At 44.6% G+C, this 21,855-nt stretch carries 19 protein-coding genes (1 of these 19 cut by a window edge); 14 read left to right on the forward strand and 5 right to left on the reverse strand.

Annotated features, from left to right (window positions below; genetic code table 11):
• The 7 genes from NEE14_RS14595 to rodA all read left to right on the forward strand — a co-directional run.
• Window positions 1–856: the 3' end of a cation:proton antiporter gene (locus NEE14_RS14595; RefSeq protein ID WP_251967533.1), read on the forward strand. It extends 1,253 nt beyond the left edge of the window; only the last 856 of its 2,109 coding nucleotides appear in the window; its start codon lies beyond the left edge, outside the window; its stop codon occupies window positions 854–856.
• A gap of 108 nt (window positions 857–964) precedes the next feature.
• The gene (gene purH / locus NEE14_RS14600) at window positions 965–2,488 is read left to right on the forward strand and encodes a bifunctional phosphoribosylaminoimidazolecarboxamide formyltransferase/IMP cyclohydrolase (protein ID WP_251967532.1); all 1,524 of its coding nucleotides are present in this window, start codon (window positions 965–967) and stop codon (window positions 2,486–2,488) included.
• Window positions 2,489–2,515: 27 nt separating this feature from the next.
• The gene (locus NEE14_RS14605) at window positions 2,516–3,535 is read left to right on the forward strand and encodes a rod shape-determining protein (RefSeq protein ID WP_251967531.1); all 1,020 of its coding nucleotides are present in this window, start codon (window positions 2,516–2,518) and stop codon (window positions 3,533–3,535) included.
• Between the two features lie 64 nt (window positions 3,536–3,599).
• A complete protein-coding gene (gene mreC / locus NEE14_RS14610) occupies window positions 3,600–4,457 on the forward strand; it encodes a rod shape-determining protein MreC (protein ID WP_251967530.1) in 858 nt (285 codons plus the stop codon).
• A complete protein-coding gene (gene mreD / locus NEE14_RS14615; RefSeq protein ID WP_251967529.1) occupies window positions 4,447–4,965 on the forward strand; it encodes a rod shape-determining protein MreD in 519 nt (172 codons plus the stop codon). The genes mreC and mreD overlap by 11 nt, the downstream gene beginning before the upstream one ends.
• The gene (gene mrdA, locus NEE14_RS14620) at window positions 4,955–6,820 is read left to right on the forward strand and encodes a penicillin-binding protein 2 (protein ID WP_251967528.1); all 1,866 of its coding nucleotides are present in this window, start codon (window positions 4,955–4,957) and stop codon (window positions 6,818–6,820) included. The genes mreD and mrdA overlap by 11 nt, the downstream gene beginning before the upstream one ends.
• A complete protein-coding gene (rodA, locus tag NEE14_RS14625; protein WP_422394714.1) occupies window positions 6,810–8,255 on the forward strand; it encodes a rod shape-determining protein RodA in 1,446 nt (481 codons plus the stop codon). The genes mrdA and rodA overlap by 11 nt, the downstream gene beginning before the upstream one ends.
• Here rodA and NEE14_RS14630 read toward each other — a convergent pair.
• The 3 genes from NEE14_RS14630 to NEE14_RS14640 form a co-directional block, all read right to left on the reverse strand.
• Window positions 8,221–8,691 (reverse strand): gliding motility lipoprotein GldH, encoded by a 471-nt coding sequence (locus NEE14_RS14630; RefSeq protein WP_251967526.1) that lies wholly within the window; start codon window positions 8,689–8,691, stop codon window positions 8,221–8,223. The genes rodA and NEE14_RS14630 overlap by 35 nt on opposite strands.
• 7 nt (window positions 8,692–8,698) lie before the next feature.
• Complete coding sequence (gene ricT, locus NEE14_RS14635) at window positions 8,699–10,186, reverse strand: regulatory iron-sulfur-containing complex subunit RicT (protein WP_251967525.1); 1,488 nt, start codon at window positions 10,184–10,186, stop codon at window positions 8,699–8,701.
• Window positions 10,187–10,314: 128 nt separating this feature from the next.
• Window positions 10,315–11,052 carry a TlpA family protein disulfide reductase gene (locus tag NEE14_RS14640; RefSeq protein ID WP_251967524.1) on the reverse strand — a complete coding sequence of 246 codons (738 nt, stop codon included), beginning with the start codon at window positions 11,050–11,052 and terminating at the stop codon, window positions 10,315–10,317.
• Window positions 11,053–11,492: 440 nt separating this feature from the next.
• On the opposite strand from NEE14_RS14640, the gene NEE14_RS14645 reads away from it, so the two are divergent.
• From NEE14_RS14645 to NEE14_RS14665, 5 genes are all read left to right on the forward strand, one after another.
• On the forward strand, window positions 11,493–12,182 hold the full coding sequence (locus NEE14_RS14645; RefSeq protein WP_251967523.1) for an L-ribulose-5-phosphate 4-epimerase: 690 nt from the start codon (window positions 11,493–11,495) through the stop codon (window positions 12,180–12,182).
• 29 nt (window positions 12,183–12,211) lie between these two features.
• Window positions 12,212–13,720, forward strand: coding sequence for an L-arabinose isomerase (gene araA / locus NEE14_RS14650; protein WP_251967522.1), 1,509 nt, complete (start codon window positions 12,212–12,214; stop codon window positions 13,718–13,720).
• Between the two features lie 14 nt (window positions 13,721–13,734).
• Window positions 13,735–15,411, forward strand: coding sequence for a ribulokinase (locus NEE14_RS14655; protein WP_251967521.1), 1,677 nt, complete (start codon window positions 13,735–13,737; stop codon window positions 15,409–15,411).
• A gap of 18 nt (window positions 15,412–15,429) precedes the next feature.
• Entirely contained in the window at window positions 15,430–17,871 is a 2,442-nt protein-coding gene (locus NEE14_RS14660; protein WP_251967520.1) for a glycoside hydrolase family 127 protein, read from the forward strand.
• Window positions 17,872–17,982: 111 nt separating this feature from the next.
• Entirely contained in the window at window positions 17,983–18,354 is a 372-nt protein-coding gene (locus NEE14_RS14665; protein ID WP_251967519.1) for a YbaN family protein, read from the forward strand.
• A gap of 192 nt (window positions 18,355–18,546) precedes the next feature.
• On the opposite strand, the gene NEE14_RS14670 is transcribed toward NEE14_RS14665, so the two are convergent.
• Both NEE14_RS14670 and NEE14_RS14675 read right to left on the reverse strand, forming a co-directional pair.
• On the reverse strand, window positions 18,547–20,010 hold the full coding sequence (locus tag NEE14_RS14670; RefSeq protein WP_251967518.1) for a catalase: 1,464 nt from the start codon (window positions 20,008–20,010) through the stop codon (window positions 18,547–18,549).
• A 16-nt stretch (window positions 20,011–20,026) separates the two neighbouring features.
• Entirely contained in the window at window positions 20,027–20,461 is a 435-nt protein-coding gene (locus NEE14_RS14675) for a flavodoxin domain-containing protein (protein ID WP_251967517.1), read from the reverse strand.
• Between the two features lie 190 nt (window positions 20,462–20,651).
• On the opposite strand from NEE14_RS14675, the gene NEE14_RS14680 reads away from it, so the two are divergent.
• Together NEE14_RS14680 and NEE14_RS14685 are read left to right on the forward strand one after the other, a co-directional pair.
• Window positions 20,652–21,092 (forward strand): DUF695 domain-containing protein, encoded by a 441-nt coding sequence (locus tag NEE14_RS14680; RefSeq protein WP_251967516.1) that lies wholly within the window; start codon window positions 20,652–20,654, stop codon window positions 21,090–21,092.
• A gap of 66 nt (window positions 21,093–21,158) precedes the next feature.
• Entirely contained in the window at window positions 21,159–21,854 is a 696-nt protein-coding gene (locus NEE14_RS14685; protein ID WP_251967515.1) for a bifunctional nuclease family protein, read from the forward strand.
• Window position 21,855 lies beyond the last annotated feature (1 nt).

Here is a 21,855-nt window from a genome sequence, read left to right on the forward strand (position 1 = left end):
AAAACTTGGATTAACAAAAGTCCCTTCAGCAAAGATGTTGTTGGATTATAGCCTGAAAAAGCAGATCGTGGATAATTCAGAGAACTACCTGGAAAAGTTGAAGAAAAGAGAAGCCTTGGAAATTGCCAATTGGGCCTTGGTCGAGAAATTTCTTCCCGAGACAGAAGAAGCTCCTGATGTTACTATCCGGACAAAAGATGTGTTGGCTGACGTCCGTTTGCGAGTAATAGAAAAAGAACGGACATTATGTTGGAGCTTATATAACGAAGGTATTATTTCTAATATATCATTGAAGAAGTTATTGGTCTCGTTGGATGAATTATATGATCGAGACGGGCATGTGCCGTTGTCTTATCGTAAAACTATTTTTGCCTATTATGATAATCCCTTTTATATCCGTTGGATTAAAAACTGGGATGGAATAAAGAAGTGGGTAGACCGATATGCCCATGAGCGTGTAATTAGCGGATATGATTTAGGACGAGGCTTTATTATCATAGAGAAAGAGTCTTTGAAATTCGTGAATGATGTTTCTAAAGCTTCAGTTTTATCAGATTCAAAGAAGGAAGCTTTGCAGCAGCTGGTTAATGAGATAGAAGAGAATATCCGGCAGATAGATTATTCGATCACAAGTTTATCCAAAGAATACCCAATTTCGTATCGGTGCGCTGTAACGCGTAAGGCTATTCGTATGTTGCTGGCCAACGAAAAACGTCAGGTTGAGCAATTCCAGAAAGATGGTTTGATTTCGGATGCAGAGGCCAAAGTCATGACAGAGGATTTGGATGAACGGAATTTGCAGTTGCGTACGGCACAAATCAATCGTTTGTTGGATAAGTTTAAGTTGTCGAAATAATAAAAAGTCGTGTTAAAAATTTGGTTCCTGGAAAAAATAATCGTACAAAGAAAAAAATAATCATTAATTTTGCATTCTTGATAATTTAATGTGTAAAGGCTAAAAACAATGACTGCAACAAAACGAATTAAGCGTGCACTTGTTTCTGTGTACCACAAGGATGGTTTAGATGAGATTTTAAAGAAGCTCAATAGTGAAGGTGTTTCTTTTGTTTCTACAGGAGGAACGAAATCTTTTATAGAGTCGTTGGGCTTTGCTTGTGATGCAGTAGAAGATTTGACAGGTTATCCTTCTATTTTGGGTGGACGTGTAAAAACATTACATCCGAAAGTATTTGGTGGAATTCTGGCTCGTCGTGAAAACGAAGGAGACCAGGCTCAGTTAGCCCAGTATGAAATTCCTGAAATTGATTTGGTGATTGTTGATTTGTATCCTTTTGAAGAGACAGTAGCTTCAGGTGCTGATGAACAATCTATTATTGAAAAGATAGATATAGGCGGTATTTCATTGATCCGTGCCGCTGCAAAGAACTTTAAGGATGTTGTTATTGTTGCTTCAAAGCATCAATATACTCCGTTGCTGAATTTACTGAATGAAAAGGGAGCGGAGACTTCTTTAGAAGATCGTAAATGGTTTGCTAAAGAAGCATTTGCTGTATCTTCAGGTTATGATTCAGCTATCTTTAATTATTTTGATAACCGTGAAGGATCTTATTTCCGTGTAGTTGTTGATCAACCGATGCATTTACGTTATGGTGAAAATCCTCATCAGAAAGGTTTGTTCTATGGTCGTTTCAACGATATGTTCGAACAATTGCATGGTAAGGAAATTTCGTATAATAATTTGCTGGACATCGATGCTGCTGTTAATTTGATCGATGAGTTTGATGAATTGACATTCGCTATTTTGAAGCATAACAATGCTTGCGGTATTGCTTCACGTAGTAATGTGGTTGATGCCTGGAAAGATGCGTTGGCAGGTGATCCGGTTTCTGCTTTTGGTGGAATTTTGATTACGAATACAACGATCAATAAGGAAGTAGCTGAAGAAATCAATAAGATTTTCTTTGAAGTGATCATTGCTCCTGCATACGATGCAGACGCGTTGGCTGTTCTGGAGCAAAAGAAGAATCGTATTGTATTAGTACGCAAAGACTGCAAAACTTGTCCGATGCAGTTCCGTTCGCTGTTGAATGGCGTATTGATGCAAGAAAAAGACCTGAGTATTCAGACAGAGGCTGATTTGGTACCTATGACTGAAAAGCAACCGACAGCATCAGAGATTGAAGATTTGTTGTTTGCTAATAAGATCGTTAAGAACAGTAAGTCGAATGCCATTACCTTGGTTAAGAATAAACAGCTTTGTGCCAGCGGTATCGGTCAGACTTCACGAGTAGATTCTTTGAAGCAAGCAATAGAGAAAGCTCATTCATTCAATTTTGATTTACAGGGAGCTGTAATGGCTTCAGATGCATTCTTCCCATTCCCAGATTGTGTGGAAATTGCTGATAAAGCAGGTATAACAGCCGTTATCCAACCGGGTGGTTCTATCAAAGACGGACTTTCTGTAGATTATTGCAATGAACACAATATTGCTATGGTGAAGACGGGCATACGTCATTTTAAACATTAATCATTAAGGAAGAAAGAAATTCAAACAATGGGTTTGTTTTCGTTTACTCAAGAAGTAGCAATGGATTTGGGAACTGCCAATACCATCGTAATCTGTAATGGTAAAATGGTAGTGGATGAACCTTCCATGGTGGCTTTAGACCGTAGAACGGATAAAGTATTGGCTATTGGAAAGGCTGCCCGAGAGATGGATGGAAAAGTACATGATAATATCCGAACCATTCGTCCATTGCGAGAAGGAGTTATCGCCGACTTTTATGCAGCAGAGCAGATGATGCGTGGTCTGATTAAAATGGCAAGTAATAAAAGTCGTTGGTTTACGCCTTCATTGCGTATGGTAATTGGTATTCCTTCAGGTAGTACGGAAGTAGAGATTCGTGCAGTACGAGATTCTGCTGAGCATGCCGGAGGAAGAGATGTATATATGATATTTGAACCTATGGCGGCTGCTTTAGGAATTGGTATTGATGTACAGGCTCCAGAAGGAAATATGATAGTTGATATAGGCGGTGGAACCACAGAAATTGCAGTGATTTCTTTGGGTGGTATCGTTTCTAATAAGTCGATCCGTATTGCGGGTGATGATTTGACTGCTGATATCGTTGATTATATGCGTCGTCAGCATAATGTAAAAGTAGGAGAAAGAACAGCTGAGCAGATCAAGATTCATGTGGGTTCGGCCTTGACTACTTTACAAGATCCGCCAGAGGATTATGTTGTACATGGACCTAATCAGATGACGGCCTTACCAATGGAAGTCCCGGTTTCTTATCAGGAGATTGCACATTGTTTAGATCGTACTATCTCCAAAATGGAAGCTGCTATTCTAAGTGCCTTGGAGCAGACTCCTCCGGAATTGTATGCCGATATTGTACATAACGGCATCTATTTGACGGGTGGTGGTGCTTTGATGCGAGGTTTGGATAAGCGGTTGGCTGATAAGATGAATATCGCTTTTCATGTAGCTGAAGATCCACTTCATGCAGTAGCTCGTGGAACAGGAGTTGCCTTGAAGAATATAGATAAGTTTAATTTCCTTATACGATAAATCTTGCAGGTTGGATATTAAGTAGTAAGTCTTACTTAATATCCAGCTTTTATTTATAAGGCTTATGAAGAAATTGCTTGACTTTTTATTAAGGAAAAAGCATTGGTTTTTATTCATTATATTTGAGGTAATTTCTATCGTATTAGTTTATCAGAATAATTCCTATCAGCGGAGTGTTCTGATTAATTCGGGTAATATTGTTTCTGGTTATTTAGGTTCTATATATGGTGATATCACCTCCTATTTCAATTTGAAGGAAGTTAATCGTTCCTTGCAAAAGGCAAATGGTGAGATGGAAATGAAAATTCTGGAATTGCAGGAACAGTTGGATGTCATGCAAGCCGATACTGTCACATTTCATGGTGCTGTATGTGATTCTATCCATAATTTCCCTTACAAATTCATCATGGCAGAAGTAGCAAACAACAGTTTTGTCCAGCTGTCAAATTATATTACCTTAAATAAAGGTCGTGTGGATGGTATTTCTCCTGATATGGGTGTGGTTTCAGATCGAGGTGTTGTAGGTGTTGTTTCTCAAGTTTCAGACCATTTCGCTGTTGTTATACCTTTGTTGAATCCAAAATCCAGATTAAGTTGTAAAGTTTTTGGTAATAATAATTTTGGCTATCTTACTTGGGATGGACGGGATGCTTCGTATGCCACTTTGGAAGAATTACCAAAACATTCGGAATTCAATAAAGGCGATACAATCGTTACAAGTGGATATTCTGCTATTTTCCCTCCTGGACTAATTGTTGGAACAATAGAAGAGTTTTATACGGGTCATGATGATAACTTTTATTCTTTGAAGGTTCGGCTGGCAACTTCGTTTCAGACTTTGCAGCATGTGCGTGTTATTCAGAATTTCAGACAGGAAGAACAAATCAACTTAGAAAGAGAGGCGAAGAAAAATGATCAATAATATATTGCGTAGCATCATCTATTTTGTCGTGTTTGTTTTATTGCAGGTACTGTTTCTGAATAATATTCATTATCTGCGTATTGCTACACCTTTTTTGTATTTGTATTGTATTATCAAGATGCCGATAGGTGTTTCGCGCACGGGTGTATTGATCTTTTCATTCGCTACCGGATTGATTATTGATATGTTTTCCAATACGCCGGGAATGCATGCAGGAGCGTGTGCTTTAGTTGGGCTTTTAAGAGAACCGATTATTCATTTCCTGCAAGGAGAAGATATAGCTGACGGATTATATCCTTCTTATAAGTCTTTTGGTTATGCGGGCTTCATTCGATATGTAGCTTTGTTTGTGCTGATTCATCATGTCACGTTGTTCCTGATAGAAGCTTTAACTTTATTTGATCCTGTCTTTTTGCTGGTGCGTGTTGGTGCCAGTGTCATTATGACGATTTTGTCGATCTGCGCGGTTGAGCTGTTCAATTTTGAATCACAGAAAGTTGGAGAATAAATTAAAATATAAATATGAAAACAGACGCTATGTGATTGGTGGCGCTGTGATTGCTTTGGTCGCTATTTTCATTGTCCGATTATTTTATCTGCAGATTATCGACAGTGATTATAAAGCGTGGGCCGACAGTAATGCCTTTCTGAAAAAGACAATCTATCCTTCTCGGGGCATTCTATACGACAGAAATGACAAACTGTTGGTTTATAACCAGCCTTCCTATGATGTTATGATGATTATGCGTGAAGTCCAGCCTTTTGATACTTTGGACTTTTGCCAGATATTAGGTATTACGATTGAGCAATACCGGAAGCGGATTACGGATATGAAAAACCGTCGGTTGAATCCGGGCTATTCTTCTTATACTCCTCAGTTATTTATGAGTCAGTTGTCGGCTGAAGAATGTGGCATTTTGCAGGAAAAATTATATAAGTTTCCCGGGTTTTATGTGCAGAACAGGACAATTCGGGAATATGCTTATCCGAATGCGGCCTTGCTTTTGGGAAATGTCGGTGAAGTGAACGCGAAAGATATAGAAAAAGATCCCTATTATGTCCCGGGAGATAATTCGGGCAGAACCGGTATTGAAGGTTCGTATGAGCAAGTCCTTCGTGGAGAAAAAGGAGTTGAGATTCTTTTACGGGACGCTCATGGGCGTATTAAAGGCCATTATGAGGATGGAAAATATGATTCACCGGCTGTTTCGGGAAAAAATCTGAAGCTGTCTATTGACATCGACTTGCAGGCTTATGGAGAAAAGCTGATGAAGAATAAGTTAGGCGGTATTGTGATGATCGAACCGGAAACCGGTGAAGTGCTGTGTATGGTTTCATCTCCAACCTATGATCCGAGTTTGCTGGTGGGGCGTATTCGGGGAAAGAACTATAAGAAACTGCAGGAAGATCCGTTGAAACCTTTATTTAATCGTCCGTTGATGGCGCAATATCCGCCGGGCTCTACTTTCAAGCCAACGCAGGGATTGATTTTCCTGCAAGAAGGAGTGATAACTCCCGAGACACGCTTTACTTGTGCTCACGGGTATACGTATCGTGGCGGAAAACCGGCCTGCCATGGTCATCCTTCTCCTCTTCCTTTAGTCGGTGCCCTGGCTACTTCGTGTAACTCTTTCTTCCCATGGGGCTTGCATTATCTGCTGGATGACCGCTCCCGCTATCCGAGTGTTCAGCAGGCGTTTGATGTATGGAAAGATTATATGGTATCGATGGGCTACGGATATAAACTCGGTATTGATTTGCCGGGAGAGAAACGTGGTTACATTCCCAACAGCAAGGTGTATGATAAGATTTACAGGAAAAGATGGAACTCGAGTACGATTATATCCATTGCGATAGGTCAGGGAGAAATTCTGGCAACTCCGTTACAGATCTGTAACCTGGCGGCTACAGTTGCCAACCGCGGTTATTTTATCACACCGCATGTGGTGAAAGAAATCCAGGATACGGTTTTGGACACGTTGTATACAAAGCGGCGCTACACGAAAGTTGATCCGAAATATTATTCCTATATTGCGGAAGGAATGCGAGGCGCCGTGATGGGTACAGCTTATGGTGCGACGTGTCGGGGCGCTAATCTGCCGGATATCGAAGTCTGTGGGAAAACCGGTACGGCTGAAAACCCGCATGGAAAAGACCATTCTATCTTTATGGGATTCGCTCCGTATCAGCAGCCGAAAGTTGCGATTGCCGTGTTTGTAGAAAATGCCGGATTTGGTGCAACCTATGCTGTGCCAATTGGACGGTTGATGATAGAAAAGTATCTGCGGGGACATATTCTTCCGGAGAGCCAGACTATCGAAGATTATATTGTTAATGCTGTTGTTTTGCCGAATGGGTTATAGTAGTAGAGATAGTTGGAAGTCGATCGACTGGATAACAGTCCTGTTATATGTGATCATGATTGTGGCTGGCTGGGTTACTATCTGTGGTGCCAGTTATGAATATGATATGGACAAACTGTTTGCCTTATCGAGCCGTCCGGTGAATCAGCTGATCTGGATGGGAATTTCTTTATGTGTCGCTTTTGCTATTCTGATGATAGAGCGCGACTTCTATGAGGTCTTTTCCTATTTGATTTATGGTGGTATCATTCTGTTGCTTGTGGCGACGATTTTCCTCGCTCCCGATATCAAAGGCTCTCGATCGTGGCTGGTACTAGGACCCATCCGGTTGCAGCCCGCCGAATTTGCCAAGTTCGCTACTGCTTTGGCTGTCGCCCGACTGATGGGAACGTACGGGTTCGAACTGACCCGGTATAAGAACTTTCTGATGGTATTGGGATTGATTTTCCTGCCGATGGTCTGTATTCTCTTACAGAAAGAAACCGGTTCTGCTTTGGTGTATTTAGCTTTCTTCCTGATGCTTTACCGGGAAGGAATGTCGGGCTATTTCCTATTGGCTGGGGTTTGTGCCGTTGTCTATTTCGTAACGGGAATGAAGTATGCGGACGTGATGATGGGTGAAACACCGTTGGGAATTTTCCTGGTTTCTCTTTTGGTGTTGTGTATTACCGTCCTGCTGGTCTATATTGAAAAGAAAAACAAACTGGCTGTACAGATTATATCGTACACTTCGTTAGGTGTATTAGGTGTGTCCGGTCTGGTTTCCTATTATTTCCCGTTTAATCTGAATTGGGTCGTGCTGTCATTGTTGGGACTGACAGTGCTGTATCTGATTTATCTTTCCATACATTCTTGGGTATGGAATTACGTGCTGATCGGCTTTTTTGCCTTGGCTTCAATCGGTTTCCTCTTTTCTGTCAATTATGTCTTTACCGATATACTGGAGCCACATCAGCAGATTCGTATCAAAGTATCTTTGGGTTTGGAAGATGATCCCAGTGGCGCCGGCTATAATGTGAATCAGTCGAAGATAGCCATTGGCTCTGGAGGCTTTTCGGGAAAAGGCTTTTTGAATGGAACGCAGACCAAGTTGAAATATGTGCCGGAACAGGATACAGATTTTATCTTTTGTACAGTAGGAGAAGAGCAGGGCTTTGTGGGTGCGACGGCCGTATTGCTTTTATTTGCTGTCTTTATTCTTCGTCTCGTTGCACTGGCCGAACGGCAGGATAGCGTTTTTGCCCGTGTATATGGTTACTCGGTGGCTTCCATCTTTCTTTTCCACCTGGCCATTAATATCGGAATGGTAACCGGACTGACGCCGGTCATCGGCATTCCGTTGCCTTTCTTCAGCTATGGCGGATCTTCTTTATTGGGATTTACGATTCTGCTCTTTATCTTTATTCGCTTGGATGCGACCCGGAAGGAACATTAGCCGGGACGACGCGCAAACCTATTTCCTGAATACCTATTATCAGGCTGTCGCGCATACCCTGACGGAAACTGAATGTATATTGTCCGGGATTGGCAAACAGATAATTCTGCCGGATTGGGAAGCTGGATTCATACAGCGAGATGCCACTTCCGTACCATTTCCCGAACTCATCGGCCAACATGCATTCGATGGTGTCTTTCTGCAGAGGACCAACGGGTGGTTCTTCGTTACAGAAAAGCCATAAGTTCTGATAGGGATATTTATTGCTGTTCCGAATGTCGAGCGTGACGTCATAAGGAATCGAATTATCTGTCACCATAAAGGTAAAATAATAGACCTTGTCTTTTCCCCAGGCCGAATTATCAATGACTTGATACTGGTAGTATAAAGCCTCGTAATCGCAGGAAAAAGACAAGGTACAGATAATTATAGCCAAAACTGAATTAATTGTCTTTTTTAGCATCCTTCGGTTTGTTGTTATTGGGTTGCTGCGGACGATTAGCCGGTTTGTTGTTGGCCGGTTGCTGCTTTGCCTGCGGCTGTTGTTTCTCTCCGTTGGGCTGCCTGTCTCCATTCGGCTGTTGCTTATCGGGAGCTGCTGCTTTCGGCTTTTGTTTCGGCCGGTTGTTGTTATTCTTCGGTGGCTTTTGAGCCGTATTGCCATTGTTCCCGTTGTTGCTGTTGTTGCCCGGAGCGGCATTCGGCTTCTTAGCATCTTGCGGCTTGTCGGCTTTCTTCTCGTTCGCCGGATTCGGGTTCTTGGCCGGCTGTGCCTGCTTAGGCTGATTATTGGCCGGTTGTGTCTTTTCGGCTGCCGCTTCGTTGTTGTTGGCCGCATTGCCGTTGCCCCGTTTTTTCTTCTTTTTCTTCTGTACGTTGTCAAAGCGGGTAACACTGTCTTGCCCTAAGATATCTTGCGAATCCCGTTTATTCTGCTGTTTGATATCAGCCTCCAAGGTTTCAGGTTTGATTCCTTTCTTGTTCATGTTGATGATATCAAAAACACGTTGTGCCGGGATGGTTATCAGATTGGCGGCAATCGACTTATCTGTAGAATAAGTAATTTCCCGCTTGAAGATGTCTGTCTTGAAATGATAATAGGTATTGTCTTTCGTTTCCAGCGGAATCTCTCTGGAAGGTAAGCGCTTTTGTGCTTCCACATAGGCATCCACTTCGTAGTTGATGCAACATTTCAATTTAGCGCACTGGCCGGCCAGCTTCTGCGGATTCATGGAAATGTCCTGATAACGGGCCGCACCGGTTGCTACAGATACGAAGTTGGTCATCCAGCTCGAACAGCAAAGCTCGCGTCCGCACGGACCGATACCTCCGATACGTCCGGCTTCCTGACGGGCGCCGATCTGTTTCATTTCAATACGTACCCGGAATGCTTCAGCCAGGACTTTAATCAGCTGACGGAAGTCTACACGTTCGTCGGCAATGTAATAGAAGATTGCCTTGTTGCCGTCGCCTTGATATTCGACATCACCGATTTTCATATCCAGTCCCAAGCTGGCAGCGATCTGACGCGAACGGATCATGGTATCATGTTCCTTCGCCTTTGCCTCTTCGTATTTCTCGAGATCAGCCGGACGGGCTTTCCGGTAAATCTTTTTCGGTTCCTGGTCTGTCCGGACGTTATTCTTTCTCATCTGAAGCAGAACCAGCTTTCCTGTCAGGGTCACCATGCCGATGTCATGCCCCGGCGCCGCTTCGACAGCAACCATATCACCTTTTTCCAAGGGGATATGTGCCTGGTTCAGATAATATCCTTTTCTTGTATTTTTGAACTGTACTTCTACAAAGTCGGTTGCATTCTCCGCATCCGGAACGCCGCACAGCCAGTCGTATGTATTCAGCTTGTTGTTCTGGATTTTGCTGCAGCCTTTGGCACGCATACAGTTACTTCCTTTATCTAGTTTGAAATCCATAAATCAAAATAATCAGTATATAATTTCTACAATTACGCAAAAATAAGGAAATATTTTAAGAAAAGCTCCAAGTCTTAATAGAATGTCAGTCTTCCTAAACGATTTCTTTTTCATTATTAACCGATAGGTTATTGAATATGTTTAAGGATATTTCTGCGTTGAAGCGGCGTGGTTCCGATTTCAATCCGTTCGATTCGGTTGTTTTCATCTAATACAAAGGTTGTCGGGTATGATTGGATTCCCAGTTCTTTGATAAGTTCTCCTCCTTCTACAAGCTGGTGAAAATAGAAATGCTGTTCTGCAACGAGTTGTTGGATTTGTTCGGTTTTTTGAAAGGTGATCGCTAGGAAGGTAACTTTTGGAAATTGCTTTACCCAGCGACCTAATTCGGGCATTTCGTTCCGGCAAGGACCGCAGCCGGTGAACCAGAAGTTGATGACTGTCTTTTTCCCTTTCAACTGCTCGTTTGTCCAGTTTTTTCCTTGCATGTCGCGGAGTGAGAAGTCGGGAAACACATCGCCGACGGTATATTGAATGGATGGACATTGGGGAATGACGGTAAGCAGTCTTACTTGTTGAGCCGCTTGTAAAATTGCTTCTCCCTTCTCTACTTTATTAGTTGGGATAGCTAGTTGTTTCGCTTCTTCCGACATCCCCTCATATTTCGTAATACTGATTTTCCCTAGAATCGAATCATGTAGGTTTCCTATTTGTATCGGTTTTCCGCAAGGAAAGGGTTCCGGTTTTTCCTCGAAGAATCTGTCGTTGATAATGATCAGAGATTTTTTCTCTTCTTTTTGTGCGCTACAGTTTCCGGCAATGAAACAGAGCAGAAACAGAGTTATTAAGCAACCAACGTTTTTCATCGTCTTTATTTTAATAATAAGGTGTAACAAATGTAACCATTTAAGTTGAACCTGAAATAGATGACTATAACTTTTTAGTTGAAAAGATACGACTTTTTAATTTTTCCATATCTGTCGAAAAGCTTTAGCACAGATGTCAAAAAGCTTTTTCACAATTGTCATAAAGCTTTACCACATCTGTCGAAAAATTAAATGATAGTAGGATTTTTATGAAGTGGACATAACTTTTAGTAGACAATCTCTTTTCTGAGGAATCCTTTTCTCCGGAAGAAATGGTTAAAAGTGTATGAGAAACACAAATTATGTTCCATAACATATATACTAGAGGTTCAATGAATTAAAATAAATCCTACTTTCGCTACCGAGTCGGTTGAGTAAGAACTGTAATGGTTTAATAAGCATTTGGCCGGCAGGAAGTGACATTTATAAAGTAAAATAAGATGTTAGAAGCGCTAAAGGAGAAAGTTTTTCAAGCGAACTTAGATTTGGTAAAACATGGATTGGTCATTTTTACCTGGGGAAACGTGTCGGCCATTGACCGGGAAAGTAATTTGGTGGTTATCAAACCCAGCGGAGTTTCTTATGAGACCATGAAAGCCGAAGATATGGTAGTGGTCGATCTGGAAGGAAAGGTAGTAGAAGGCAGTTTGAATCCTTCGAGTGATACGCCTACCCACGTCGTGTTGTATAAGGCTTTTCCTGAAATCGGTGGCGTTGTCCATACCCATTCTACATTTGCTACTGCCTGGGCACAGGCCGGCAAGGATATTCCGAACATCGGAACGACTCATGCCGATTATTTCCATGATGCGATTCCCTGCACGGCAGACATGACAGCCGAAGAAGTGAAAGGTGCTTACGAACGGGAAACCGGCGAAGTGATCGTCCGTCGTTTTGAAGGTTTGAATCCGGTGCATACACCGGGTGTTCTGGTAAAGAACCATGGTCCTTTTGCTTGGGGAAAAGACGCGAACGAGGCCGTTCATAATGCCGTCGTAATGGAACAGGTAGCCAAGATGGCTTGCTTCTCATACCTGATCAACCCGCAACTGACGATGAATCCGCTGCTGGTTGAAAAGCATTTCAGCCGCAAGCATGGCCCGAATGCTTATTATGGACAAAAGAAATAATCAATTTATTAACATAAATACGTAATACTATGAATTCATTTGATCAATTTGAAGTTTGGTTTGTAACAGGTGCACAATTATTGTATGGTGGCGATGCTGTAATTGCCGTTGATGCACATAGTAATGAAATGGTAGCCGGCTTGAATGCCAGCGGAAATCTGCCTGTCAAGGTGGTTTATAAAGGAACCGTCAATTCGGCAAAGGAAGTAACGGCTGCATTTAAAGCTGCCAACAACGACGATAAATGTATCGGTGTAATTACCTGGATGCACACGTTCTCTCCAGCTAAGATGTGGATTCATGGATTGCAGGAATTGAAGAAACCGCTGTTGCATTTCCATACGCAATATAATAAGGAAATTCCTTGGGACACGATGGATATGGATTTCATGAACCTGAACCAGTCGGCTCACGGCGACCGCGAATTCGGTCATATCTGTGCCCGGATGCGTAAGAACCGTAAAGTAGTTGTTGGCCATTGGCAGGATGAAGCTGCTCAGAAGAAAATCGCTGCTTGGATGCGTGTCTGCGCTGCCTGGGCTGATGCACAGGATATGCTGATTCTCCGCTTCGGCGATCAGATGAATAATGTAGCCGTAACCGATGGTGATAAGGTAGCTGCCGAACAGACTTTGGGTTATCACGTTGATTATTGCCCGATCAATGACCTGATGGTTTACTATCGTGCCGTTGAGGATGCTGATACGAAAGCATTGGTTGAACAATACTGGGCAGAATATGATCATGATCCGAAACTGGAAGAACCGGGAACGGAAGCTTATACCAAAGTTTGGAATTCGGCTAAGGCTGAAATCGCTTTGCGCCGCCTGTTGAAAGACAAAGGGGCCAAAGGTTTTACCACCAACTTCGATGATCTGGGTGAATTCGATCAGATCCCGGGCTTGGCTTCTCAGCGTTTGATGAAGGAAGGTTATGGATTTGGTGCTGAAGGCGACTGGAAAACAGCTGCTTTGTACCGCACGATGTGGTTTATGAGCCAGGGCATGCCGAAGGGATGTTCGTTCCTGGAAGATTATACATTGAACTTCGACGGCGAGAAGAGTGCTATTCTGCAGGCTCACATGCTGGAAGTTTGTCCGCTGATTGCCGAGCACAAACCGAAACTGGAAGTTCATCGCCTGAGTATTGGTATCGACAGCGAAACAGCTCGTCTGGTATTTACCAGCAAGCAGGGCGAAGGTGTTGCCGCTACGATTGTCGACATGGGCAACCGCTTCCGTATGATCGTCAATGTAGTAGATTGCATCAAGAGCAAACCACTGCCTAAACTGCCGGTAGCTTCGGCTTTGTGGATTCCGCAACCGAACTTCGAAGTAGGTGCTGGAGCCTGGATTCTGGCCGGTGGTACACATCATACCAGCTTCTCGTTCGACTTGTCGGTTGAATATCTGCAGGATTATGCTGAAATAGCCGGCATTGAAATCGTTGTCATCGACAAGAATACGACGATCGAGAACTTTAAGAAAGAACTTCGCATGAATGAAATATATTACATGCTGAATAAATCTCTTTGCTGATAAAATTTCGTAGTATGAAGGATCCGTTAGTTATTGGGCTGGATTATGGAACTGACTCTGCCCGGGCTGTCATTGTGGAAGTCCAGACAGGGAAAACCATAGCTACAGCTGTTAAATATTATCCGCGTTGGAGCGAAGGTAAATATTGTAATCCGTCGATTAACCAGTATCGTCAGCATCCGCAGGATTATATCGACGTGCTGGTCGGTACGGTTCGTGAGGCACTGGCCGCTTGTCCGGCGGGTGCAGCCGAAAGAGTTGTCGGCATGGCTTTTGATACGACCGGTTCTACGCCGGTGTTTACCGACAAGAACGGAACTCCGCTTTCTTTATTGCCGGAGTTTGCCGAGAATCCCAATGCGATGTTTGTCTTGTGGAAAGATCATACAGCGGTAAAAGAAGCTGGAGAAATCAATGAGCTTTGCAAGAAATGGTCGGTCGACTATTCTGCTTACGAAGGAGGAATTTATTCTTCTGAGTGGTATTGGGCAAAGGCCTTGCATGTCTTGCGTGAAGATGAGGCTGTCCGGAAGGCGGCTTATTCCATCGTAGAACATTGTGAATGGTTACCGGCATTGCTGACGGGCGTTACTTCGTCTGATAAGATCGTTCGAAGCCGCTGTGCTTGCGGGCATAAGGCCATGTGGCATCCGAAATGGGGCGGACTGCCTTCCGAAGAGTTTCTGGTGGCGTTGGATCCGCTTTTTGCCGGCTTTAGAGACCGCCTGTTTACGGAAACCGAAACGGCTGATAAACCCGTCGGTCATCTGACAGCCGAATGGGCTGAACGTCTGGGCTTGACAACTCAGGTGGTTGTGGCAGGAGGAGCCTTCGATTGTCACATGGGTGCTGTAGGAGCCGGTGTAACACCACATACATTCGTACGTGTTATCGGTACTTCAACTTGTGATGTGATGGTAGCTTCGTACGAAGAAATCGGCGATAAGCTGATCAAAGGTATTTGCGGACAGGTGGATGGTTCGGTTATTCCGGGCATGATCGGTCTGGAAGCAGGCCAGTCGGCTTTCGGAGATGTCTACGCCTGGTTCAAGCGGGTATTGGAATTCCCGTTGAAACAGATTGTGGCAAAGACCGAATGTATCGATGAGGCAACGAAAGCCAAACTGATTGACGAGGCTTGTGCACAGATTATTCCGGTGCTGACGGAAGAAGCTGAAAAGATTCCGATGGAAGAAAGTACGGTGATTGCAACCGACTGGATGAACGGACGCCGCACGCCCGATGCCAACCAGCTGTTGAAAGGAACGATCACGGGCATTACGTTGGGAACAACCGCTCCGCGTATCTTCCGTGCCTTGGTAGAAGCGACAGCCTTTGGCGGAAAAGCCATTGTAGACCGTTTCCGGAGTGAGGGTGTAACGATTGATACGGTAATTGGTATCGGCGGTATTGCCCTGAAATCTCCGTTTGTGATGCAGACACTGAGTGATGTCTTGAACATGCCGGTGAAAGTTTGCAATACCGATCAGGCCTGTGCCTTAGGTGCAGCCATGTTTGCCGCTACGGCAGCAGGCGAATATGCCCGTGTAGAAGACGCGGTGGCAGCCATGAATTCCGGTTTTGCCAAGGAATACCAGCCTGATCCGCAAAGAGCAGCTGCTTATCAGTCACTTTATGAGAAATATTTGTGCGTAGGCAGTTTTACGGAAAAAGCATTGTTCCATAACTAAATAAAATAGTGGTTGTATATGAAGAATAAGGTTTTGGTCCTTATCGGCAGCGTAGCCGTTGCCGGGTTCTGGTCTTGTTCGGCTCCGGTTTATCAACAGCCGGATGCTCCGATACAGGAAGTACCGTTTACTGAGGTACATATTGACGATCAGTTCTGGTCGCAGCGTATAGAAACAAACCGGACGGTTTCCATTCCTTCGGCTTTCAAGGAATGCGAGAAGAATGGCCGATTCGACAACTTTGCCTTGGCTGCTGGCATGATCAAGGGAGAACATCAGGGTGATTTCTCGTTTGATGATACTGATCCGTACAAGGTAATCGAAGGAGCTTCGTATTCGCTGGCCGTAAAGTATGATCCGAAACTGGATCATTATCTCGACAGTGTGATTACCATCATAGCGGCAGCACAGGAACCGGACGGTTACCTGACGACCTGTGTTACCAATAAATGTACGCGTCTGTCGGGTTGGTGGGGCAGTTCCCGCTGGGAAAAGATCAACAGCCACGAACTGTACAACAGCGGACATCTCTACGAAGCGGCTGTCGCTCATTATCGGGCAACCGGAAAACGGACATTGCTGGATGTGGCAATCAAGAATGCCGATCTGGTTTGTCAGGTATTCGGACCGAATGAAGGGCAGAAGCACGTTCCGTCTGGTCATCCTATCATCGAGATGGCTTTGGCAAAACTGTATAAAGTCACCGGTGATGAGAAATACCTCAATATGGCGAAGTATTTCGTAGAAGAAACGGGACGCGGAACAGACGGCCACAAACTGAATGCCTATAGTCAGGACCATAAACCGATTCTTCAACAGGATGAGGTCGTAGGCCATGCCGTCCGTGCCGGTTATCTGTATTCCGGAGTAGCCGATGTGGCTGCCCTCACACATGATACGGCTTATTTCCATGCTTTGACTTGTTTGTGGGATAATCTGGTGGGTAAGAAACTGTATATTACCGGTGGGATGGGTTCTCGTCCGCAGGGCGAAGGCTTCGGCCCGAATTATGAGTTGAACAACCATACGAACTACTGCGAAACCTGTGCTTCCATTGCCAATGTTTACTGGAATTACCGGATGTTTCTGGCAACAGGTGAAGCCAAATACATGGACGTCTTGGAACGGGCCTTGTATAATGGCGTGATTTCGGGTGTATCATTGAGCGGAGATAAATTCTTCTATGATAATCCGCTTGAATCAATGGGCGAACATGAACGCCAGCGCTGGTTTGGTTGTGCCTGCTGTCCGGGTAACGTGACTCGTTTCATGGCTTCGGTATCCAACTATGTCTATGCAACGCAGGGCAATGATATCTATGTCAATCTGTATATTCAGGGCAAGAGTGAGATGAAGACGGCCGACAATCAGGTGCAGCTGATTCAGACAACTGGTTATCCGTGGGATGGAAAGGTCTCTATCGCGGTAAAACCGGAGAAGGAAAGTGAGTTCGCTATTCGTCTGCGTATTCCGGGCTGGTTGCAAAGTACACCGGTTGCTTCCGATTTGTATACTTATACAACACCGGCAGAGAAATATACCTTGAAGGTGAATGGTTCGACGGTAAAGCCGGCTGAAGGTGACGGCTATGCCACCATTGTCCGTACTTGGAAACCGGATGATGTAATCGAGCTGGAGCTGCCGATGGAAGTTCGCCGGATCAAGGCCAACGATCAGGTTGAAGATGACCGGGGCATGTTGGCGATGGAACGCGGTCCGATTGTCTATTGTCTGGAAGGTATCGACCAGCCCGACAGTGTCGTGTTCAATAAGTTCATCCCGGCAGATGCCAAGATTGATGCCGCCTTTGATGCCAATCTGCTGAAAGGTGTGATGGTATTGACCGGAACAGCCAAAGAAGTAGAAAAAGACGGATCGATAAAGGATGTACCGTTCAAGGCTATTCCGTATTCAACCTGGAACAACCGTGGCGCCGGACAGATGGAAGTCTGGGTCGCTGATTCGAAAGACCGGGCAGTCCCGACACCCGAACCGACTATCGCTTCGAAGGCAAAGACCTTCAACATTCAGGCTCCTATCCAGAAGGATGCTCCCGAATCTGCTTCAGTTGAAACACCGGCTTGGGGCGTTAATGATCAGTGGGAACCGAAGCGTTCATCTGATATTTCCAAACCTTACTTCTACTGGTGGCTGAAGACCGGTTCGTTGGAAACCTTGGCATACGAGTTCGATCAGCCTTATACCGTATCGAATGTACAGGTATATTGGTTAGATTTCGATCATTACGATGGTAATTACCGGGTTCCTGCCAGCTGGAAACTGTATTACAAAGACGGCAACAGTTGGAAGGAAGTAGAAGCTCTCAATGAATACGGCGTGAAGAAAGACTGCTACAACAGTCTGGACTTCAAACCTGTCAAGACAACCGGACTGAAGATTGCTGCTCAGTTGCAAAAAGGAGAATCTGGCGGTATCATTGAATGGAAGGTGAATGAGTAAATAAAGTAAATAAGTAAAGGGACAGGCACGGGCAAGACAAGAAGTCCGCGCCTGTTTCATGTTTTCCCGGATAAATCCTTACTTTTGCAGCCAGAAGAAAATGCTTGACAAATGATTCCGATTGTCCGATATGTGTTGGTGGTGTGGGGGATTCTCTCTTGTGCTTTGGGAGTGATCGGGATCTTTGTACCGCTTTTGCCCACAACGCCTTTTCTATTGCTTTCGGCTGCTCTGTTCTTTCGCAGTTCTCCCCGCTTATATAATCATTTGTTGAATCATCCGCAACTCGGACCTTATATCCGTAATTTCCGTGAGCACAAGGCCATTCCGCTGCAGGTCAAGATTATTTCCGTATCACTCGTCTGGATTACCATTCTTCATGCCGTCATTTTCCTCCTCGACCATTGGGTGTTGGAGTCGCTTCTCATCTTGTTGGCGGCGGGCATTACGGCCTATATCCTGCATTTCAAGACACTCCGGTGAAAAGGATGATGATTTACTCCGGCCAATTGAATTGGCAATTGACAATTACAGACACAATATTAGGCACGGATTTCACGAAAAACACGGTTTAAAATAAATATTTACCGTGTTAATCCGCGAAATCCGTGCCTATTTATTAATTATTAATCTCAATTCTCAATTATCCGAGTCCGTGCCTGGTTTTTATGCCAGTTAACCGATCTCTGCAAGGACATGCTCCAAACCTAAGGCGCGGGCTACGCCGAGGCCATAATTCTTGTCGGCTTTTGCGCAGTTGCGGATGTGGCGAACCTTGATGAATTCAGGAATGTCGCCCATCGAACGAGCCGTGTTCTCGAACAAGACTTGCTGCTGTTCGGGTGTCATCAGGCGGAATAGTGCTGCCGGTTGTGAATAATAGTCGGCATCGTCTTCCCTGAACTCCCACTGATAAGCACTTCCATCCAGTTCCAAAGGCGGTTCTTTGTATTCATGCTGATCTTGCCATTCACCATAACTGTTGGGTTCATAGCCGAGAGTCGCTCCATGATTTCCGTCCACTCGCATTTGTCCGTCCCGATGATACATGTTTAGGAAAGGACAACGGCTCCGGTTCACCGGTATCTGGTAATGATTCACTCCCAAACGATATCTTTGCGCGTCTCCATAAGAGAATAAGCGGCCTTGCAACATGCGGTCGGGCGAGAAGCCTATGCCCGGAACGACGTTGGCCGGATTGAAAGCTGCCTGTTCTACGTCGGCAAAGTAATTCTCCGGATTCCGGTTCAGCTCCAATACGCCCACTTCTATCAGCGGATATTCCTTTTGAGACCAGACTTTCGTCAGATCAAATGGGTTATAAGGCATGTTCTTTGCTTGTTCTTCAGTCATGATCTGCACATACATGGTCCATTTAGGGAAATCTCCCTTCTGAATGCTCTCAAAGAGGTCGCGATGATGACTTTCCCGGTCTTTTCCGATGATGGCTTCTGCTTCCTGATCCGTAAGATTCTTGATGCCTTGCTGCGTGAGCAAGTGGAATTTTACCCAGTTCCGTTCGCCGGCTGCATTGATAAACGAGAAGGTATGACTACCATAGCCGTGCATGTGGCGATACGAATACGGAATGCCGCGGTCACTCATGGTAATCGTTACCTGATGAAGCGCTTCGGGCAAAAGCGTCCAGAAATCCCAGTTATTGCGGGCACTGCGCATGTGCGTATGCGGATCCCGTTTAACGGCATGATTCAAATCGGGAAATTTCAGCGGATCACGCAAGAAAAATACCGGTGTGTTATTGCCTACCAGATCCCAGTTCCCTTCTTCCGTATAGAATTTGATGGCAAATCCGCGAATATCTCTTTCCGCGTCAGCAGCTCCCCGTTCTCCAGCGACAGTAGAGAAACGGACAAAGACTTCGGTTTCCTTACCAATCTGAGAAAAGACAGCTGCTTTGGTGTAACGGGTGATGTCGTGCGTAACGGTGAATTTCCCAAAAGCCCCGGACCCTTTGGCATGCATGCGGCGTTCGGGAATGACTTCACGGTCAAAATGAGCCAATTTTTCCAGAAACCACACGTCTTGCAGAAGCATTGGTCCTCGACGGCCGGCAGTGGCTACATTCTGGTTGTCGGCAACAGGTGCGCCTGAGGCGCTGGTCAGTTTCTTTTCTTCCATAACAATTGACTTTAGTTTATTGATGAATAGTTGAATATATCAAAGCATCGAGTATATGTCTGTCGTCGGCAGTCAGCATACCGGTTCGTGAACGAAGTTCATACGACTGGGTATCCGGCGGAATCTCCATGACCTTTTTCATACGTCGGAACATGCTTCCGGTACGTATCTTGTAGGTGGTGAAGAACAAGGTTCGCTCTGGTGGAACCATACCCGCTAACGGTTTGCTCAGTTCACACCAAGTCTGATGCGGGTGTTGCCCAACGACAAACCATCCGCAAGTCCAACATCCGGTAATGAGCATGTCGGCCTCTTTGATTTTGGAGGGCTCAAAGTCGGAAAGTGAGCTTAGGGAAACATGCAATCCTTTAGACCATAAGTACAAGGCTATTTCTCTTGCATACCGGGCTGTCTTGCCTTTATGACTATAATATAGAACGATAGCTTTCATATCCGATTGGGTTTTGCACAAATATAATGTCCGTACGATGAATGAATCCTGTTTGTATTTCTGTATTTTCCGATAAGACATATCGGTAAAAACGATAAGGCGCGGTGATATTCCGGCAACGGATGTATTTTATGGAGTTGAACATTCAGATGAAAACTCCTATCTTTGCTAATCAATAAAATATGCGATTATGAGATTAAGCGATAAATGGTTTACGGCATTGTCTGAAAATGACAACGGTGATTTAGTGACCATCTATGGTCGGGACGAACTGACAGAGTTTATGCAGAGTGGTAAGCTGAAGGAACGGGTGGAAATCACCTGGAAATATACGCCGGCCGAACAGGGCATGCCTTCGGAAGCTGAGGCCGAGCGGATGGAAGCGGTAGAAGAAGCATTGCGCAAGGCGATGGAGAAAGACAAGCTGGCAATCCAGACCAGCGTTTATACCGGTGGCGGCGAAAAGATCTGGGTATATTATACGCGTACCGTCCGGGTTTTTGGTGAACGGTTGAATGACGCCTTGAAAGACTTCGAACAGTTGCCTATTACTATTTATACCGAATTAGACCCTGAATGGGAGGAATATCAGGATATGTATGAGATGAAGCAGTGGGCCGCAGATGAATAAATGATTGGCCGAGCGGGTTAAAGTTATCGAAAAAAGTATATCTTTGTGTCCTATCAACGGATGAGTATGGCAAAGAAAATAAAACTTAAAGTGCAAGGATTGACGGGAAGTCAGGTACAGTCGGGTGCCTATGCCCTGATCTTGTCGGAAGTAGACGGACCGCATCGTATTCCTATTATTGTAGGCATGGCTGAAGCTCAGTCGATTGCCATGGCTTTGGAGCATCTGACTCCGCCCCGGCCGTTAACACATGATCTGTTTGTGACGTTTACCCATTCATTTGGCATTTTGCTACAAGAAGTATATATCTACAAATTCCTCGACGGCGTATTTTATGCAGAGCTAGTCTTGTTTGATGGTGAGCGGCAGGTTCGGATTGATTCCCGAACGTCGGATGCCATTGCGATCGCTCTGCGGCTGAAAGTCGATATCTTTACATCAGAAGAAGTATTGAATGAATGTGGATTGATATTTGACAAGAATGGAGATAACAGTCCGTCGGAAAGAGATGAAGATGAGGATGACGACGATGAGGACGACGACGATGAATCATACGATCTGGTAGATGAAGACGAGTTTGAACAGCTTTGGAAAGACAAGTCGCCCGACGATTTCCATAATGCTGCCGATTTGGATCTGTGGTTAAGCTATATGCCTTTGGATATTTTGGAACGGAAGTTTCAGGAAGCGATCGATTCCGAACATTATGAACATGCGAAGATTTATAAAGACGAATTAAAACGAAGAGAAGATTTAGAATAGT

It is taken from the genome of Parabacteroides sp. AD58, assembly GCF_023744375.2.
Lineage (GTDB): Bacteria > Bacteroidota > Bacteroidia > Bacteroidales > Tannerellaceae > Parabacteroides > Parabacteroides absconsus.

Excerpts from the sequence above, each read along its gene's own strand:
- NEE14_RS14675 (WP_251967517.1), bottom strand. The coding sequence starts at position 20,461 with ATGAAAGCTATCGTTCTATATTATAGTCATAAAGGCAAGACAGCCCGG.
- araA (WP_251967522.1), top strand. The coding sequence starts at position 12,212 with ATGAATTCATTTGATCAATTTGAAGTTTGGTTTGTAACAGGTGCACAA.
- NEE14_RS14680 (WP_251967516.1), top strand. The coding sequence starts at position 20,652 with ATGAGATTAAGCGATAAATGGTTTACGGCATTGTCTGAAAATGACAAC.
- ricT (WP_251967525.1), bottom strand. The coding sequence starts at position 10,186 with ATGGATTTCAAACTAGATAAAGGAAGTAACTGTATGCGTGCCAAAGGC.
- NEE14_RS14660 (WP_251967520.1), top strand. The coding sequence starts at position 15,430 with ATGAAGAATAAGGTTTTGGTCCTTATCGGCAGCGTAGCCGTTGCCGGG.
- NEE14_RS14645 (WP_251967523.1), top strand. The coding sequence starts at position 11,493 with ATGTTAGAAGCGCTAAAGGAGAAAGTTTTTCAAGCGAACTTAGATTTG.
- mreC (WP_251967530.1), top strand. The coding sequence starts at position 3,600 with ATGAAGAAATTGCTTGACTTTTTATTAAGGAAAAAGCATTGGTTTTTA.
- NEE14_RS14605 (WP_251967531.1), top strand. The coding sequence starts at position 2,516 with ATGGGTTTGTTTTCGTTTACTCAAGAAGTAGCAATGGATTTGGGAACT.
- NEE14_RS14655 (WP_251967521.1), top strand. The coding sequence starts at position 13,735 with ATGAAGGATCCGTTAGTTATTGGGCTGGATTATGGAACTGACTCTGCC.
- NEE14_RS14670 (WP_251967518.1), bottom strand. The coding sequence starts at position 20,010 with ATGGAAGAAAAGAAACTGACCAGCGCCTCAGGCGCACCTGTTGCCGAC.
- rodA (WP_422394714.1), top strand. The coding sequence starts at position 6,810 with ATGGGTTATAGTAGTAGAGATAGTTGGAAGTCGATCGACTGGATAACA.
- purH (WP_251967532.1), top strand. The coding sequence starts at position 965 with ATGACTGCAACAAAACGAATTAAGCGTGCACTTGTTTCTGTGTACCAC.
- NEE14_RS14685 (WP_251967515.1), top strand. The coding sequence starts at position 21,159 with ATGGCAAAGAAAATAAAACTTAAAGTGCAAGGATTGACGGGAAGTCAG.
- NEE14_RS14640 (WP_251967524.1), bottom strand. The coding sequence starts at position 11,052 with ATGAAAAACGTTGGTTGCTTAATAACTCTGTTTCTGCTCTGTTTCATT.
- mreD (WP_251967529.1), top strand. The coding sequence starts at position 4,447 with ATGATCAATAATATATTGCGTAGCATCATCTATTTTGTCGTGTTTGTT.
- NEE14_RS14665 (WP_251967519.1), top strand. The coding sequence starts at position 17,983 with ATGATTCCGATTGTCCGATATGTGTTGGTGGTGTGGGGGATTCTCTCT.